Source organism: Streptococcus mitis (genome assembly GCF_946188695.1).
Taxonomy (GTDB): domain Bacteria; phylum Bacillota; class Bacilli; order Lactobacillales; family Streptococcaceae; genus Streptococcus; species Streptococcus mitis_DF.
Genome location: NZ_CAMHWI010000002.1, coordinates 1 through 15,461, shown reverse-complemented (window position 1 = coordinate 15,461; position 15,461 = coordinate 1). Strand labels below are relative to the sequence as shown.

The following is a 15,461-nucleotide window of genomic DNA, read 5'->3' as shown; positions in this document are numbered from 1 at the left end:
CTTCTCTAAAAACAAATCAGGAAATCTGCACGATTCCCTGATTTTTTCTATTTACGTTTTCGTGTTGAGCGACGTTCTGTCAAACCATGAGGTAAGAGAACTTCACGTTCTTCCAACTCTTCCTTGTGCATAATCTTAGTCAACATACGCATACTAATGGCGCCAAGGTCATAAAGAGGTTGGGCAATAGTTGTCAAGTTTGGACGGGTAAAGCGTGAGATTTGTGAATCATCACTAGTAATGATTTCAAACTCTTCTGGCACAGATACACCCTTATCAGCAAGGCCGTTCAAGACACCTGCTGCCAACTCATCACCTGTTACAACTGCTGCAGTTGCGTTTGATGAAATCAAGCGTTCTGCCAAGGCATAACCGTCTTCATAAGTGTATTTAGACTCAAATACCAAGCCTTCGCTATAAGAAATCCCTGCTTTTTTCAAGGCTTCCTTGTAGCCAACCAAACGAACCTTACCATTGATGTCATCCACTAATGGACCGCTAACGAAAGCAATGCGCTCATTTTCTTTAGCAAGGTAGGTTACTGCATCAATCGTTGCTTGTTTGTAGTCAATATTGACACTTGGAAGCTGATGTTCTACATCCACAGTTCCTGCAAGAACAACTGGTGTTCGAGAACGAGAAAACTCTGAACGAATTTTTTCAGTCAAGTGGTAGCCCATAAAAATGATACCATCCACTTGCTTAGAAAACAGTGTATTAACCACTGAAACTTCCTTGTCATCATCCTCATCACTATTAGCAAGGACAATATTGTACTTGTACATTTCAGCAATATCATCAATCCCTTTGGCAAGCGTTGAGAAATAACCATTGGTAATATTGGGGATCACAACACCGACAGTGGTTGTCTTTTTACTTGCAAGACCACGCGCCACTGCATTTGGACGGTAATCCAAACGGTCAATCACCTCAAGCACTTTTTTACGAGTATTCTCTTTTACATTCTTATTGCCATTGACTACACGGCTAACCGTCGCCATTGAAACTCCTGCTTCACGGGCGACATCATAAATCGTTACTGTATCGTCTGTATTCATTCCATTTCCTTTCTATATCATACCTCACGAGACTCCAAAAAAGAGACGGTATGAAAATTTCGTTTTCATGATTCCACTTATTCCATTTTATCACTATTTGTAAACACTTTCAAGTATTTTTTGAAGATTGTTTGAAAAAAATTTCATAGAAAGCTATGTTTATGAAGAAAAAATTACCTTTTCTTGATTTTTAATCCTATTTGCTGTATGATAAGGGAAAAGAAAGGGGGTAGAGATATGGCTTTTACTAATACCCACATGCGCTCTGCTAGTTTTGGCATTGTTACCAGCTTGCCTGATGATGTCATTGACTCTTTTTGGTATATCATCGACCATTTCTTAAAAAATGTCTTTGAATTGGAAGAAGAACTCGAGTTTCAATTGCTTAATAACCAAGGAAAGATTACCTTCCACTTTTCAAGCCAACACCTCCCTACAGCTATTGATTTTGACTTTAACCATCCTTTTGACCCTCTTTATCCCCCCAGAGTCCTGGTTTTAGATATGGATGGTAGAGAAACTATCCTTCTCCCAGAAGAAAATGACCTATTTTAAAAACTCTAGCCTTCAGTTACTAGCGACTGAAAACTAGAGTTTTTTCTATTTTTTCAAAGCATCATACAAGTTGCGGATAGGTTGCTTTAATGTCGGATGGATAAAATGAGGCGCAATTTCTTGTAGAGACTCAAGAACAAAAAGGCGTTCCGCTATGTAAGGATGAGGCAGGATGAGGTTGTCTGTGTAAATGGCCTGCTCCTCCACAAAGAGTAAGTCCAAATCAATCAAACGAGGTCCCCAATGCACTTCTCTCACCCGTCCCATTTCTGCCTCAATAGCTAACAAGGTTTCTAACAAGACTGGTGCTGGTAGCCAGGTTTCCACCTCGATCACTTGATTGGCAAAACTATCCTGCTCCACTCCACCCCAAGGCTCCGTCGCTAAGACACTGGACTCTTTGAGAATATGGATGCCACGAGCTCGCAGTTTGTCAATGGCTTGCTCCAAATTCGCTTGCTTATATCCCATGTTACTTCCTAGGGCGATAAAGGCCCGTTGCTTGCGGCGATGGATGGTTACAGAGCAAGTATCTAGCGGCAAATGAACTGGTGCCCAAGGCTTTTTCAGTTCCAGCTTAATTTCTTGGACAAGAGGATAGGTCTCAAAAGTACGTTCTACCAATTTGTAAGCTACCGTTTCAATCAGGTCCTCAGTTGTTTCCTGAAACCATGTCGTCCACTGCTGACACAATTCTCCGTAATGGACAGAGGCTGTTAAATCCAAATCTGTCGCCGCCTTGGTCATATCATAGGATAGGATTGCGGAAATAACAAACTTCTGCCCCAATTCTTTCTCACTAGGAAAAAGACCATGATAGGCAAAAATTTCCAAATCTTTAATCTGCAGTTGATCCATAACTAGTCCTTTCTAGAAAAATCCGCTTAAAGCGGATTTTTTTATAGTCCCATTAAACGATAAGCCTGGTCTCGGAGGTCCTTATCTGTTTCAAATAAACCACGAGCTACTGTCGTCAAGGTTGCAGTGCCTGGTTTTCTGACACCACGCATGCTCATACACATATGTTCCGCCTCAATGACAACAAAGGCTCCCTTAGCACCCAGATAGTCCATCAAGGCATCGGCCACTTCGATATTCAACCGTTCTTGAATTTGTGGTTTTTTAGAATAAACTTCAACCGTACGGGCTAGCTTAGACAAGCCTGCCACACGACCATCTGGAATGTAGGCAATGTGCGCTCTACCATAAAATGGCAAGAAGTGGTGTTCACACATGGTATGGAAAAAGATATCCTTTTCTACTACCATGTTGTCATCAATAATCTCAAAGGATTTTGACAAATGTTCCTCCGCTGTTTGACCAAGACCTGAAAAAATTTCTTGGTACATACGGGCTACACGAGCAGGTGTTTCCTGCAAGCCCTCGCGGTTAGCGTCCTCTCCTACAGCCTCGATAATCATTTTTACAGCTGCTTCAATCTTTTGTGTATCCATTCTCGTTTTTCCTCTCCATCAGATAAGCTCTCACTTGGCTCAAGAAATACAAGGAACCTGTGACAATCCTAACTGTTTGTTTCTCTTCTTTTTTATCTGTCAATTTCTGCTCTAGAAAATCCTGCCAACCTTGGTAGCTGAGATTTCTAGACTGGGCTGTCTCTTTCAGCACGCTTTCATCAGTCGCCCGACTATCGTCAAAATGTGTCAGTGTTAGCTCTGCATCTGGGATTTCCTCCAACAAATCCAACATATCTTCCAAGGCCTTGGTTTTAATGCAGGTAAAGAGGATCTCCTTATGATAATCCGCAAAGCGTTCTTGCAAGGTTGTCAATAAAGCCTTGATAGCATGGGGATTGTGGGCTCCATCCAAAATCATCAAGGGGTCTCGAGACACAACCTCCAAACGCCCTGGCCACCTTGTTTCTTCCAAGGCTTGAGCAATCAAAGTATTAGCTGGTAACTCTCGTCCATCTTCTCGACAAAAAGTATCAAGTAAAGCTAGGGCCATCCCAGCATTCTCTATCTGGTGCAAACCAAGCAAACCAGTCTGGAAACGACCTTGTCTGACAGCACTTGCATAGTCAAAAATTTCCCCTGTCACCACACTCTCTTGGTGACTAACTTGATAATCTTTCCCATAGGCAAGTCTCGGCGCATTTTTATCTTCTGCAATAGAGTCAATCACAGCCAGCGCTTCTGGAGCAATGTGACCTGTTACCAAAGGAATACCTTGTTTGATAATACCAGCCTTCTGCTCTGCTATGACTTCCAAAGTATCACCAAGTAGGGCTACATGGTCCAATCCTATAGTTGTAATTCCTGTCAAAATGGGCTGGCAAACATTGGTACTATCCAAAAGTCCTCCCATACCAACTTCCATGATGGCCACATCTACTTGCTCAGAGGCAAAGTAATCATAAGCTAGAGCTGTAATTATCTCAAACTCAGTTGTCCCCTGCAAATTGGCAGCCAATTCTCCTTCAAGCAAAGACTGATAGTCTGCCATGAGGGCTTCTAGTCTAGCCTCTGGGATAGATTCCCCATTGATGCTAATCTGGTCTGTGTAATGAATGAGATAGGGCGAGCTGAACACACCAACTCTCAGGCCTAGCTTTTCCAGCATATTTTTCAAAAAAGCAATGGTTGAGCCCTTGCCATTGGTCCCTCCGATATGGATGACCTTGAGTTTGAGATGGGGATTGTCACGCAAAGCTAACAGTTCCACCATTCGTTCCAAGCCAAAATGCGGTCGATCCGTCCGGTAGTTAGCAATCCACTGATTGTTTTCAATTTCTTTCATCTTATTTATATTGTTTTAAATCTAAATTTTCCGCTTCATCAGCCAGACGAATGGCGGAGGCAATTTCAACTGCCATCCTGTGACTAGCTACATCATGCACGCGCACCACTTCTACACCCTGCCTCGCAGCGATACTGGTTACATGAGCCGAAGCCGTATCTCGATTGCGGAAACCAAGTTCTGTCTCAGGATTGACTTCAAAACCATTTTCTTCAAGAATATTGATGACAAACCTCTTGCGCGACACTCCAAGAAAGATTGGATAGCCTTTCTGATGTAGTTTATCCAGATCCCGTAAAAGAAGCAGATTTTCTTTCTTGGTCAGACCAAAGCCGATCCCTGGATCCAGCAGGATATTTTCTGGTGCAATACCAGCTTCCTCTGCTCTCGCTAGTGCTCGTTCAAAGAAAGTCTCCATCAACTCTTCGATTAGCAATGTTTCAAAGTCAGCTAACTCTTTTTCTGTAAAAGCTTGACCAAAGCCAAAATGAGGGAAGATGAGCGAGCTAGGGTGCTGAGGTCGTGCCATGACTGGATTAAACATGAGGACCACTTTCGCTCTCGCTTCAGCTACCACATGGGCCATTTTTTCATCACCCATGAGGCCAGTGATATCATTGACTAGATTGGCACCAGCAACCAAAGCAGCCTCTGCTACCTGACTCTTCCAAGTATCAATAGAGATGAGGACATCACTTTCCTTGCGAATCGCTTTAATCACTGGAACAACACGCTGGATTTCCTCTTCTATCTCAACATAGCTACTTCTTCCCGGCCGAGTTGATTCTCCACCGATATCTAGCATGCTGGCTCCTTCTGCTATCAATTTACGAGCCTGCTGGAGTGCCTGCTCAAGAGCAAAAAATTGACCACCATCCGAAAAGGAGTCTGGGGTTACATTGATAATTCCGCAAATAGCTGTCTTTGCATGATTGGCTTTAATTGACATATCGGTCACTCCCTCAAGGCTTTTCACCATATTATTTCTCTATTTTACCATAAAAAGAAAAAGATGGACACGATTGCATTCATCTTTTTCACAGTTGAAGGAGGCAATTTCTCCCTCAAGAAAAATTGCTTCCATTAGCAGAACCATTTCTCCCATTTTTAAAATATTGCCCTTAACTTTTAAAGTAGAGAACCTTAAATAGGCACACCAAAGGTTCTACTAACAATAATCACAAGTGCAAACAAGCAAAAGACTACTCCGTTAACAATCATATGAAGTAAGATAGACATTTCTAAACGTTGGGTTTTATAGACAGTCCACGTTAAAACCGATGACATGCCACCATAGATTAAAAGAGAAGGCAGATTTGTTGGTAGATGCAGCAAAGCAAATACAATTGCACCTATTATGTATCCCAAATTTTCATTTCCTCTAAAAATCTTTTTAGGAATTATACCTCGACATAAAATCTCCTCACAAATAGGAGCTATTAGAACCAGTAAGAAAAAACTGGAAATTAACGAACTATTCTGGATCAAATCATTAATATTTGATTGATTGCTGGTTGTTGTTTCATTCATCAAACGCAGTAAGACCACACCAAGAATATTAAAGGCAAGAATCACTAGATAGCTTAAGGCCAATCTAGCCAAATCCTTAGCCTTGAAAAACGATAAACCAAAACTAGCCAACTGTGTTTTCCTAGCACCTATTATAAATACAGTTAAAACCACAAGAGATAAGGCCCCTACTAATAGTCCCGTTTGAAGCAGTGGAAATTTTCTGCTAATTAGAAAAGTTGCTAGGGCTAAAGGAAACTGAGAAAACAAAAGCCCTACTAGAAAGATTATTAACCACTTCCCCCGGTTTAATACTTCACCCCAAATATTCTTTTTTATCATCAATCATACTCCTACCATTCAATCAAAATCACCTACCTAGTTTGAAGCAATTTTCAAGTAACTATAATATAAAAAGGGGAGAACCCCTTTTTATATTATAGCATTTATAGTGCCATGCTGATGTAGTTAAGGATAAACAAGGCATCCAAAATCCAAATCATGACATGAACATCTTTAGCTTGACCTTTAACAAGCTTAGTCAAAGTGTAAGTCAAGAAACCAACTGCAATCCCTTGAGTGATAGAGTAGCTGAATCCCATAAAGATAGATGTGAAGAAAGCAGGAACTGCTTCAGACATATCGTCCCAATGGATATTTTTCAAGCTAGCCAACATCATAATTCCAACGATAATCAAGATTGGAGCTGTAGCGGCTGTTGGTACGATCGCTAGAAATGGACTAAAGAAGCTTGAGATCGCAAAACAGATAGCTACAACCAAGGCTGTTAAACCAGTACGTCCACCTGCACCAATACCAGCAGCAGATTCAACATAAGTCGTTACGTTTGAAGTACCTGCGATGGCACCAATTGAAGTACCAATCAAGTCTGAATAAAGAGCCTTGTCCAACTTAGCTGATTGGTGATTTTCACCATTTGTCGCTACGATACCAACTTTTTCACCCGTACCGATCAAGGTACCAATTGTGTCAAAAATATCTGTTAACGAGAAGGCAAGAATTGCCATCAGAGTTTCAGGCAAGCGAGCTGTATCTGAAATCAAAGCTCCCAAACCTTCTGAACCAAGAGCTGCACCAAAGACTGTCTTCAAGTCTTCAAAGGCTGCACCAACATGGTTATTAGCAAAATCGATACTAGACAAATCTACCAAACCAACTGCGATAGCAAGAACAGTTGTTGTCAAGATAGAGAGGATAATTCCCCCTTTAATCCCTTTAATGACAAAGAAGATAGTAATAGCAAGTCCTGCAAGAGCCACCAAAACAGCTGGATTATTAAAGCTGACCAATCCTGGAACTGCTGAAGCATTTGCTGTAATCGCTGCTTGAGCCTTGTCAGCTCCTTCTCCTGCAACCGTATAATTTCCTGGATCGATAGAGAATTTCAAAAGCCCAGCATTCTTAATACCTACGTAGGCAAGGAAGACACCGATACCAGCTGAAATAGCTGAACGAAGAGCATTCGGAATCGATTCAATGATCATTTTACGAACATTTGTCAAGGTAATAATCAATGAGATAATTCCACAGATGAAGACCATAGCTAGGGCTTCTTGCCAAGAATAACCGAGTCCAAATACAACTGTAAAGGTAAAGAAGGCATTGAGTCCCATACCTGGCGCTTGAGCATATGGCAAGTTGGCGTAGAAGGCCATCATCAGGGTACCAGCAACTGCACCGATAATCGTTGCGAGGAATACACCCTGAGCAGGCATTCCAGTTTGCGAAAGAATTTGTGGGTTTACAAAGAGAATATAGCTCATTGCAAAGAAAGTTGTTAAACCAGCGAGAACCTCTGTACGAACGTCTGTACCGTTCTCTTTTAGTTTAAATAATTTGTCCATTATCAATCTCCTTTTAATTTTTACGAACAATAATAGAATTATATCATTTATCATTCACTTTTTCAATATCTTTGTTTGATTTATTTAAGAATTTGATGAAATTTCTTTTTTTGTTTCGAATCTGCTTTTCTGCCTGCTTTCTGTTATAATAGTAGACATCTTATCTGAAAAGACACTAGAAAGGTCCCTATGACGAAAAAAATTATTGCAGTTGACCTGGATGGAACCCTGCTCAACTCGGACAGTCAAATTTCTGACTTTACCAAAGAAACTATTAAAAAAGTTGCTGAAAAAGGCCATCAGATTATTATTACGACAGGGCGCCCTTACCGCATGTCAAAAGATTTTTACCATGAACTAGGCTTAAACACTCCTATGATTAATTTCAACGGCTCCCTTACTCATTTACCAGACCAAGTTTGGGATTTTGAAAAGTGTTTGACTGTAGACAAAAAATATCTGCTAGACATGGTTCGACGTTCAGAGGACATTCAAGCCGATTTTATCGCTGGAGAATACCGTAAAAAATTCTACATCACAAATCCTAATGAAAAAATTGCCAATCCCAAACTATTTGGTGTAGAAGCTTTCCAGCCTGAAGATCAATTTCAGCCTGAATTGGTGACCAAGGACCCTAACTGCATTCTGTTGCAGACCAGAGCCAGTGACAAGTATGCTCTGGCACAAGAAATGAACGCCTTCTACCAGCATCAACTTTCTATCAATACCTGGGGAGGTCCGCTCAATATCCTTGAATGTACTCCAAAAGGAGTCAATAAAGCCTTTGCTTTGGACTACTTGCTCAAGGTAATGAACCGTGACAAAAAAGATTTGATTGCTTTTGGAGATGAGCACAATGATACCGAAATGCTTGCTTTTGCTGGGAAAGGTTATGCAATGAAAAATGCCAACCCAGAGCTACTCCCCTATGCAGATGAGCAAATTTCCTTGACAAATGACCAAGACGGAGTTGCCAAAACCCTGCAAGACTTATTCTTATAGTCCATACTGATACTCAATGAAAATCAAAGAGCAAACTAGGAAGCTAGCCGTAGGCAGTACTTGAGTACGGCAAGGCGAAGCTGACGTGGTTTGAAGAGATTTTCGAAGAGTATGACCAGCTTGCGAGCTGGTCTTTGTGCTCTTTTCACAGTCTCATCAACCAGTTAATCGATTGTTCTACTTTTTGCCTTCAAAACCTTGGAAAAGGCTTTCTTTTGTGATATACTTCACATATAAATACAAGAGAGCTCGTCATACTCGACTCTGTTGACACAAAATCAATCCAGTCCTGTTTCTCCTGCTCTCAGTTAATATCAAGGAGGATAGCTATGAAAGCTGTTGTTGTAAATCCAGAAAGCACTGGTGTTGCTATTGAAGAAAAAGTACTCCGTCCACTTGAAACTGGAGAAGCACTTGTAGAGATTGAATACTGTGGTGTTTGCCACACTGACCTCCACGTTGCCCATGGTGACTTTGGTCAAGTACCAGGACGTGTCCTAGGACACGAAGGTGTTGGTATTGTTAAAGAAATTGCTCCAGATGTTAAAAGCCTTAAAGTCGGTGACCGCGTCAGCGTTGCTTGGTTCTTTGAAGGATGTGGTACTTGCGAATACTGTACAACTGGCCGTGAAACTCTTTGCCGTACAGTAAAAAATGCTGGCTACTCAGTAGACGGTGGTATGGCTGAACAATGTATCGTAACTGCAGACTATGCTGTCAAAGTTCCTGACGGACTTGATCCAGCCCAAGCTTCTTCTATCACATGTGCTGGTGTAACAACCTATAAAGCCATTAAAGAAGCAAAAGTTGAACCAGGCCAATGGGTTGTTCTATACGGTGCTGGTGGGCTTGGTAACCTAGCTGTTCAATACGCTAAAAAAGTATTCAATGCTCATGTCATCGCGGTTGATATCAACAATGACAAACTTGCCCTTGCAAAAGAAGTCGGTGCGGATATCGTTATTAACGGACTAGAAATTGACGATGTACCAGGACTCATCAAGGAAAAAACTGATGGAGGTGCTCATTCAGCTGTCGTAACTGCTGTATCTAAAGTTGCCTTCAATCAGGCTGTTGACTCCGTTCGTGCCGGTGGTCGCGTCGTCGCTGTCGGTCTTCCTTCTGAAATGATGGAACTCAGTATCGTCAAAACCGTTCTAGATGGAATCCAAGTCATCGGTTCTCTTGTTGGAACTCGTAAAGACTTGGAAGAAGCCTTCCAATTCGGTGCAGAAGGTTTGGTAATTCCAATTGTCCAAAAACGTCCAGTAGAAGATGCCGTAGCCATTTTCGATGAAATGGAAAAAGGGCAAATCCAAGGACGTATGGTACTTGATTTCACCCACTAATCTATTAGAAACCTATTTTAAAAGTTGGAATGCGCTTCCAACTTTTTTATATTAAATTTTTAAATAAGGATTCAAAAAAACTTCCCTAAAACTCAATATATCAACATTTTCAGATGTAATCTTTTTAATTATTTTATGACAAATAGTTGATTTTTAGATGAAAACGGTTTATACTTAAAAAGTCTTAAAGTTTTCTTAAAAGAAAACTGAAACAACAAAAAGGAGGAATGACAATAATGAGTATCGGAATCATTATTGCGAGCCACGGCGAATTTGCTGCGGGTATTCATCAGTCAGGATCTATGATCTTTGGTGAACAAGAAAAGGTTCAAGTTGTAACCTTTATGCCAAATGAAGGTCCTGATGATCTATACGCTAAGTTTAATAACGCTGTTGCTGCATTTGACGCAGAAGATGAGGTTCTAGTTTTGGCTGACCTTTGGAGTGGATCTCCATTTAACCAAGCTAGCCGCGTGATGGGAGAAAATCCTGAGCGTAAGTTTGCCATCATCACAGGACTTAACTTACCGATGTTAATTCAAGCCTACACAGAGCGCCTTATGGACGCTGCTGCAGGTGTAGAAAAAGTCGCTGCGAATATCATTAAAGAAGCCAAAGATGGCATCAAAGCTCTTCCAGAAGAGCTAAACCCAGTTGAGGAAGTAGCAAGCGCTGCAGCTGCTCCAGTTGCCCAAGCTGCTATTCCAGAAGGAACTGTCATCGGAGACGGTAAACTCAAAATCAACCTTGCCCGTCTAGACACTCGTTTACTTCACGGTCAAGTTGCAACTGCTTGGACTCCAGATTCAAAAGCAGACCGTATCATCGTTGCTTCAGATAATGTAGCTAAAGACGAATTACGTAAAGAATTGATTAAACAAGCAGCTCCAGGTAAAGTAAAAGCAAACGTTGTTCCTATCCAAAAACTAATCGACGTTGCAAAAGATCCTCGCTTCGGAGAAACACATGCCCTTATCTTGTTTGAAACACCTCAAGATGCTCTTCGTGCTATCGAAGGTGGCGTGCCAATCAAAACTCTTAACGTAGGATCAATGGCTCACTCAACTGGTAAAACAATGGTCAACAACGTTTTGTCTATGGATAAAGAAGATGTTGCTACATTTGAAAAAATGCGTGACCTTGGTGTTGAATTTGACGTACGTAAAGTACCAAACGACACGAAAAAAGATTTGTTTGACTTGATCAACAAAGCAAACGTGCAATAATCGATTTTATGAAAGGATTTTAAAGATGTCTATTATTTCTATGGTTTTAGTAGTCGTTGTAGCCTTCCTAGCAGGCCTTGAAGGTATCCTCGACCAGTTCCAATTCCATCAACCAATCGTAGCTTGTACCCTTATCGGTCTTGTTACTGGTAACCTTGAAGCAGGGATTATCCTTGGTGGTTCTCTTCAAATGATCGCCCTTGGTTGGGCTAACATCGGAGCTGCCGTAGCTCCTGACGCTGCTCTTGCTTCTGTTGCTGCTGCCATTATCATGGTTCTTGGTGGCGACTTTACTAAGACAGGTATCGGTGTTGCCCAAGCGGTTGCTATCCCTCTTGCAGTTGCTGGTCTATTCTTGACTATGATTGTCCGTACACTCTCTGTCGGATTGGTTCACACTGCTGATGCTTCTGCTAAAAAAGGTGACTTTAAAGCAGTTGAACGCGCTCACTTTGTCGCACTTCTTCTTCAAGGTCTTCGTATTGCAGTCCCTGCAGCACTCCTTCTAATGGTACCAACTGAAACCGTACAAAGCATTCTAAATGCTATGCCTGATTGGCTCAAAGATGGTATGGCTATCGGTGGTGGTATGGTCGTTGCCGTTGGTTACGCTATGGTTATCAACATGATGGCAACTCGTGAAGTATGGCCATTCTTCGCTATCGGTTTCGTGCTTGCTGCCGTGTCAGATATTACTCTAATCGGATTTGGTGCTATCGGTGTTGCTATCGCTCTTATCTACCTTCACCTTTCTAAAACTGGTGGAAACGGTGGCGGAGGAGCCGCAACTTCTAACGACCCAATCGGCGATATCCTAGAAGACTACTAAGATAAGAAAGGACTGAAAACATCATGACTGAAAAACTTCAATTAACTAAATCAGATCGTAAAAAAGTTTGGTGGCGTTCAACTTTCTTACAAGGTTCTTGGAACTATGAACGTATGCAAAACTTGGGTTGGGCTTACTCATTAATTCCAGCTCTTAAAAAACTCTACACTAAAAAAGAAGATCAAATCGCTGCTCTTGAACGCCATCTTGAGTTCTTCAACACTCACCCATACGTAGCCGCTCCAATCATGGGGGTTACTCTTGCACTTGAAGAAGAACGTGCTAACGGTGTTGAAATTGATGACGCTGCTATCCAAGGGGTTAAAATCGGTATGATGGGACCTCTTGCTGGTATCGGTGACCCAGTATTCTGGTTTACAGTACGCCCAATCCTTGGATCACTCGGTGCTTCACTTGCCCTTACTGGTAATATCTTAGGTCCAATCCTCTTCTTCGTTCTTTGGAACTTGATTCGTATGTCATTCTTGTGGTATACACAAGAGATTGGATACAAGGCTGGATCAGAAATCACTAAAGATATGTCTGGCGGTATCCTTCAAGACATCACTAAAGGAGCTTCTATCCTTGGTATGTTCATTCTTGCTGTCCTTGTTCAACGTTGGGTAAATATTAAATTTGCTTTCGATGTTGCCAAAGTTCAACTAGATGAAAAAGCTTATATCCATTGGGATAAATTGCCAGAAGGATCTAAAGGTATTCAAGAAGCATTCGCACAAGTAGGACAAGGATTGTCTCAAACACCTGAAAAAGTTACTACTTTCCAACAAAACTTGGATATGTTGATCCCTGGACTATCAGGACTACTCCTTACTTTCCTTTGCATGTACTTGCTTAAGAAAAAAGTATCTCCAATCACTATTATCCTTGCACTATTCGCAGTGGGTATTGTGGCACATGTTCTTCACATCATGTAATCAAGCAACTTAAAAGGAATCAGGTTCTAAAATCTGATTCCTTTTTTCTATACTTTTATTCGGCCAAGGCTCCCATTGGATCCCATGGTGCAAGCACAATTGGTTCTGCTTCATAGGCAGCTTGTTCTTCTGCTGTCAGCAATTCCTTACGGACAACGATTTGGTAAGTGTATTCGTCCATCCAAGCGTCTGAGGCAACAAAGTAACCATCTGTACCTACCTTATCTCCCCAAGAGTTTTCAACCTTCCACTTGGTTGACTTCCCATTTTCATCCAAGTCCACACCTGTCAAGACCATAGCGTGGGTCATCAAGCTTTCGCTGTAATCCAAACGTCCAGCCTTGTCTTGAGTGAGTTGAATATCCATGCTTGATTCGAAGTCATAAACATCTGTCGCAAGGATTCCAGCTTTACGGTTGCTGAGCTGACCGACATCTGAACCAAACCAAACAGTCTCTCCTGCTTGCATTTGGGCAATTGCCAATTCTTTCAAGCGCTCCATCGGCACGTTGATGTAGCGAACTGCACGGCTACCAACCACATTTCCTAACATCTCAACTGTGTAAGATTGGCCGTAAGGCTTGTCAGCAGTTGGAGCATTGATAACAGAAACGTAGTCTTCTAGAGGAAGATTGACATATTTCTTGTAAAACTCTTGTGGTGTAATGCCCTTTTCGCTTTGGTAGTTGTTATCTTTATCGCGATAAGCAAAGTCAAATGTACGTGGTGGAAGTCCTAATGACATAGCAAGGAAATTAAAGATTTCTTGCAAGAGGTCTTCTTTCTTAGCTTGAACAGTCGCTTGGTCTGCACCAGAAGCAAGCAAGTCACGCAAGATTTGAGCATCTTGGCGAAGCAATTTGTTGAGAATGGCATTTAGTTCACGGCTGCTACTAGATGAAACAGACTCAGGGTAAACTGACTTAGGCACGACACCGTATTTCTCAAAGAGAGAAACGACCATATCCCATTGACCACCATCTTGTTGAGGTGTTTGAAGTAGGAATTTAACCTTACGGCTCGTCAATTCTTGGTCTGCAGTCGCAATCACTTGCTCTAAGAACCAGTTTGATTTTTCATACTTATCCCAGAAAAATGTGTGGGCCTGTGATAACTCAAAATTTTCTAGTTTGTATTGAGAAATGAGTTTGTGGCGGAAGGTGTTGAGAGCCGCAAACATCCAGCAACGACCAGACGCTTTCTGGTTAGTAACCTTATCCTTGGTCAAATCCAATGAGAAAACAGGTGTGTTATCTACATGGCTTTGGCGACGTTCTAGGGCTGCAAAAATTCCGTTGTGACTGGCAGCATTTTCAATCGCTTGGTATTTGACATTTGCTTCATAATTGGCAAATAGTTTATCAGTAAATGATTTTTGAATCGCGTTCATAGATTCCTCCTTTTATTCTACAGTCTATTATAACTCTTTTCACAAAGGAAGCAACTGAAAAACATAAAAGGCAAGGATATTCTCCCTCACCTTTTTCGAATATAAACCAAATTAAGCAATACTAGCAAGAAGATTTTCCAATTCCTCCTTGGTCAAGCGACGCCATTCTCCTCGCTGCAAGTTCTCATCTAAAACTAAAGTTCCCATAGTCAAACGTTGCAAGTCTACTACTTCCTTGCCACAGTAGGCCACCATACGCTTGACCTGATGAAACTTCCCTTCTGCAATGGTCACACGGATTTTGCTTTGATTCTTTTCTGTATCTATGGACACAAGCTCCAGTTTAGCAGGCTGACAGGTAAAATCCTTGAGAGGAATTCCCTTGGCAAATGTCTCTACATCTTCTTGAGTCATAATTCCCCTAACCTGAGCCAGATAAGTCTTGTCCACATGACGCTTTGGCGAAAGAAGAGCATGGGCCAGCTGACCATCATTGGTCAAGAGCAAAAGACCATGCGTGTCAATATCCAAGCGTCCTACTGGGAAAACTTCCTTGCTCCGAGCCAAGTCATCCAACAAGTCCAGAACGGTTCTGTGCTTAGGATCCTCAGTCGCTGAGATGACTCCTTTGGGCTTGTTCATCATGTAGTAGACAAACTCTTCATACTCCAACACTTGCCCATCAAAGATAATCTCATCTCTTTCTTCATCAATCTGCAATTTAGCTGATTTCTCTTTTTTACCATTTACCGTCACTCGCCCAGCCTTGAGCAAGTTTTTGACCTCAGTCCGACTTCCCACAGCGCAGGCAACTAAAAATTTATCTAATCTCATAGAACTATTATATCATATCAAAAGGGCTCTATAATATTTGTAGTGGGTAACCCCCTATGGATATTATGGAGCCTATTTTGTGTAGAAAAAAAGTCCCATATGACCTATAATGAAAAGCGATCAAACAACTCATTAGAAAGAATCATATGGAA

15 protein-coding genes are annotated in these 15,461 nt (G+C 41.6%); 6 read left to right on the top strand and 9 right to left on the bottom strand.

Going from position 1 to position 15,461, the window contains the following annotated elements:
• Window positions 1-47: 47 nt before the first annotated feature.
• Entirely contained in the window at window positions 48-1,058 is a 1,011-nt protein-coding gene (gene ccpA / locus N8L33_RS01530; protein WP_001090627.1) for a catabolite control protein A, read from the bottom strand.
• A 237-nt stretch (window positions 1,059-1,295) separates the two neighbouring features.
• On the opposite strand from ccpA, the gene N8L33_RS01525 reads away from it, so the two are divergent.
• A complete protein-coding gene (locus tag N8L33_RS01525) occupies window positions 1,296-1,613 on the top strand; it encodes a DUF960 domain-containing protein (RefSeq protein WP_000886035.1) in 318 nt (105 codons plus the stop codon).
• 45 nt (window positions 1,614-1,658) lie between these two features.
• On the opposite strand, the gene folB is transcribed toward N8L33_RS01525, so the two are convergent.
• From folB to N8L33_RS01495, 6 genes are all read right to left on the bottom strand, one after another.
• Window positions 1,659-2,471 carry a dihydroneopterin aldolase gene (gene folB / locus N8L33_RS01520; RefSeq protein ID WP_261058113.1) on the bottom strand — a complete coding sequence of 271 codons (813 nt, stop codon included), beginning with the start codon at window positions 2,469-2,471 and terminating at the stop codon, window positions 1,659-1,661.
• A gap of 41 nt (window positions 2,472-2,512) precedes the next feature.
• Complete coding sequence (gene folE, locus N8L33_RS01515; protein ID WP_000380916.1) at window positions 2,513-3,067, bottom strand: GTP cyclohydrolase I FolE; 555 nt, start codon at window positions 3,065-3,067, stop codon at window positions 2,513-2,515.
• Window positions 3,048-4,370 carry a bifunctional folylpolyglutamate synthase/dihydrofolate synthase gene (locus tag N8L33_RS01510; protein WP_261058112.1) on the bottom strand — a complete coding sequence of 441 codons (1,323 nt, stop codon included), beginning with the start codon at window positions 4,368-4,370 and terminating at the stop codon, window positions 3,048-3,050. The genes folE and N8L33_RS01510 overlap by 20 nt, the downstream gene beginning before the upstream one ends.
• A 1-nt stretch (window position 4,371) precedes the next feature.
• Window positions 4,372-5,349 carry a dihydropteroate synthase gene (gene folP / locus N8L33_RS01505; protein WP_261058111.1) on the bottom strand — a complete coding sequence of 326 codons (978 nt, stop codon included), beginning with the start codon at window positions 5,347-5,349 and terminating at the stop codon, window positions 4,372-4,374.
• Window positions 5,350-5,513: 164 nt separating this feature from the next.
• Window positions 5,514-6,221, bottom strand: a complete 708-nt coding sequence (locus N8L33_RS01500) for a CPBP family intramembrane glutamic endopeptidase (RefSeq protein WP_261058110.1) — start codon at window positions 6,219-6,221, stop codon at window positions 5,514-5,516.
• A 104-nt stretch (window positions 6,222-6,325) separates the two neighbouring features.
• Window positions 6,326-7,744 (bottom strand): NCS2 family permease, encoded by a 1,419-nt coding sequence (locus tag N8L33_RS01495; RefSeq protein WP_261058109.1) that lies wholly within the window; start codon window positions 7,742-7,744, stop codon window positions 6,326-6,328.
• Window positions 7,745-7,933: 189 nt separating this feature from the next.
• Between N8L33_RS01495 and N8L33_RS01490 the strand changes: the two genes are divergently transcribed.
• From N8L33_RS01490 to N8L33_RS01470, 5 genes are all read left to right on the top strand, one after another.
• Entirely contained in the window at window positions 7,934-8,746 is an 813-nt protein-coding gene (locus N8L33_RS01490; RefSeq protein ID WP_261058108.1) for a Cof-type HAD-IIB family hydrolase, read from the top strand.
• Window positions 8,747-9,075: 329 nt separating this feature from the next.
• The gene (gene adhP, locus N8L33_RS01485) at window positions 9,076-10,095 is read left to right on the top strand and encodes an alcohol dehydrogenase AdhP (RefSeq protein WP_261058107.1); all 1,020 of its coding nucleotides are present in this window, start codon (window positions 9,076-9,078) and stop codon (window positions 10,093-10,095) included.
• A gap of 236 nt (window positions 10,096-10,331) precedes the next feature.
• Window positions 10,332-11,321, top strand: coding sequence for a PTS sugar transporter subunit IIB (locus N8L33_RS01480; RefSeq protein WP_000021970.1), 990 nt, complete (start codon window positions 10,332-10,334; stop codon window positions 11,319-11,321).
• A gap of 25 nt (window positions 11,322-11,346) precedes the next feature.
• A complete protein-coding gene (locus N8L33_RS01475; protein WP_000022716.1) occupies window positions 11,347-12,150 on the top strand; it encodes a PTS mannose/fructose/sorbose transporter subunit IIC in 804 nt (267 codons plus the stop codon).
• 23 nt (window positions 12,151-12,173) lie between these two features.
• A complete protein-coding gene (locus N8L33_RS01470; RefSeq protein WP_033676082.1) occupies window positions 12,174-13,085 on the top strand; it encodes a PTS system mannose/fructose/sorbose family transporter subunit IID in 912 nt (303 codons plus the stop codon).
• Between the two features lie 55 nt (window positions 13,086-13,140).
• Here the strand turns inward: N8L33_RS01470 and pepC are convergent, their stop codons facing one another.
• The gene (gene pepC / locus N8L33_RS01465) at window positions 13,141-14,475 is read right to left on the bottom strand and encodes an aminopeptidase C (RefSeq protein WP_261058106.1); all 1,335 of its coding nucleotides are present in this window, start codon (window positions 14,473-14,475) and stop codon (window positions 13,141-13,143) included.
• Between the two features lie 111 nt (window positions 14,476-14,586).
• A complete protein-coding gene (locus tag N8L33_RS01460) occupies window positions 14,587-15,309 on the bottom strand; it encodes a pseudouridine synthase (protein WP_261058105.1) in 723 nt (240 codons plus the stop codon).
• Window positions 15,310-15,461 lie beyond the last annotated feature (152 nt).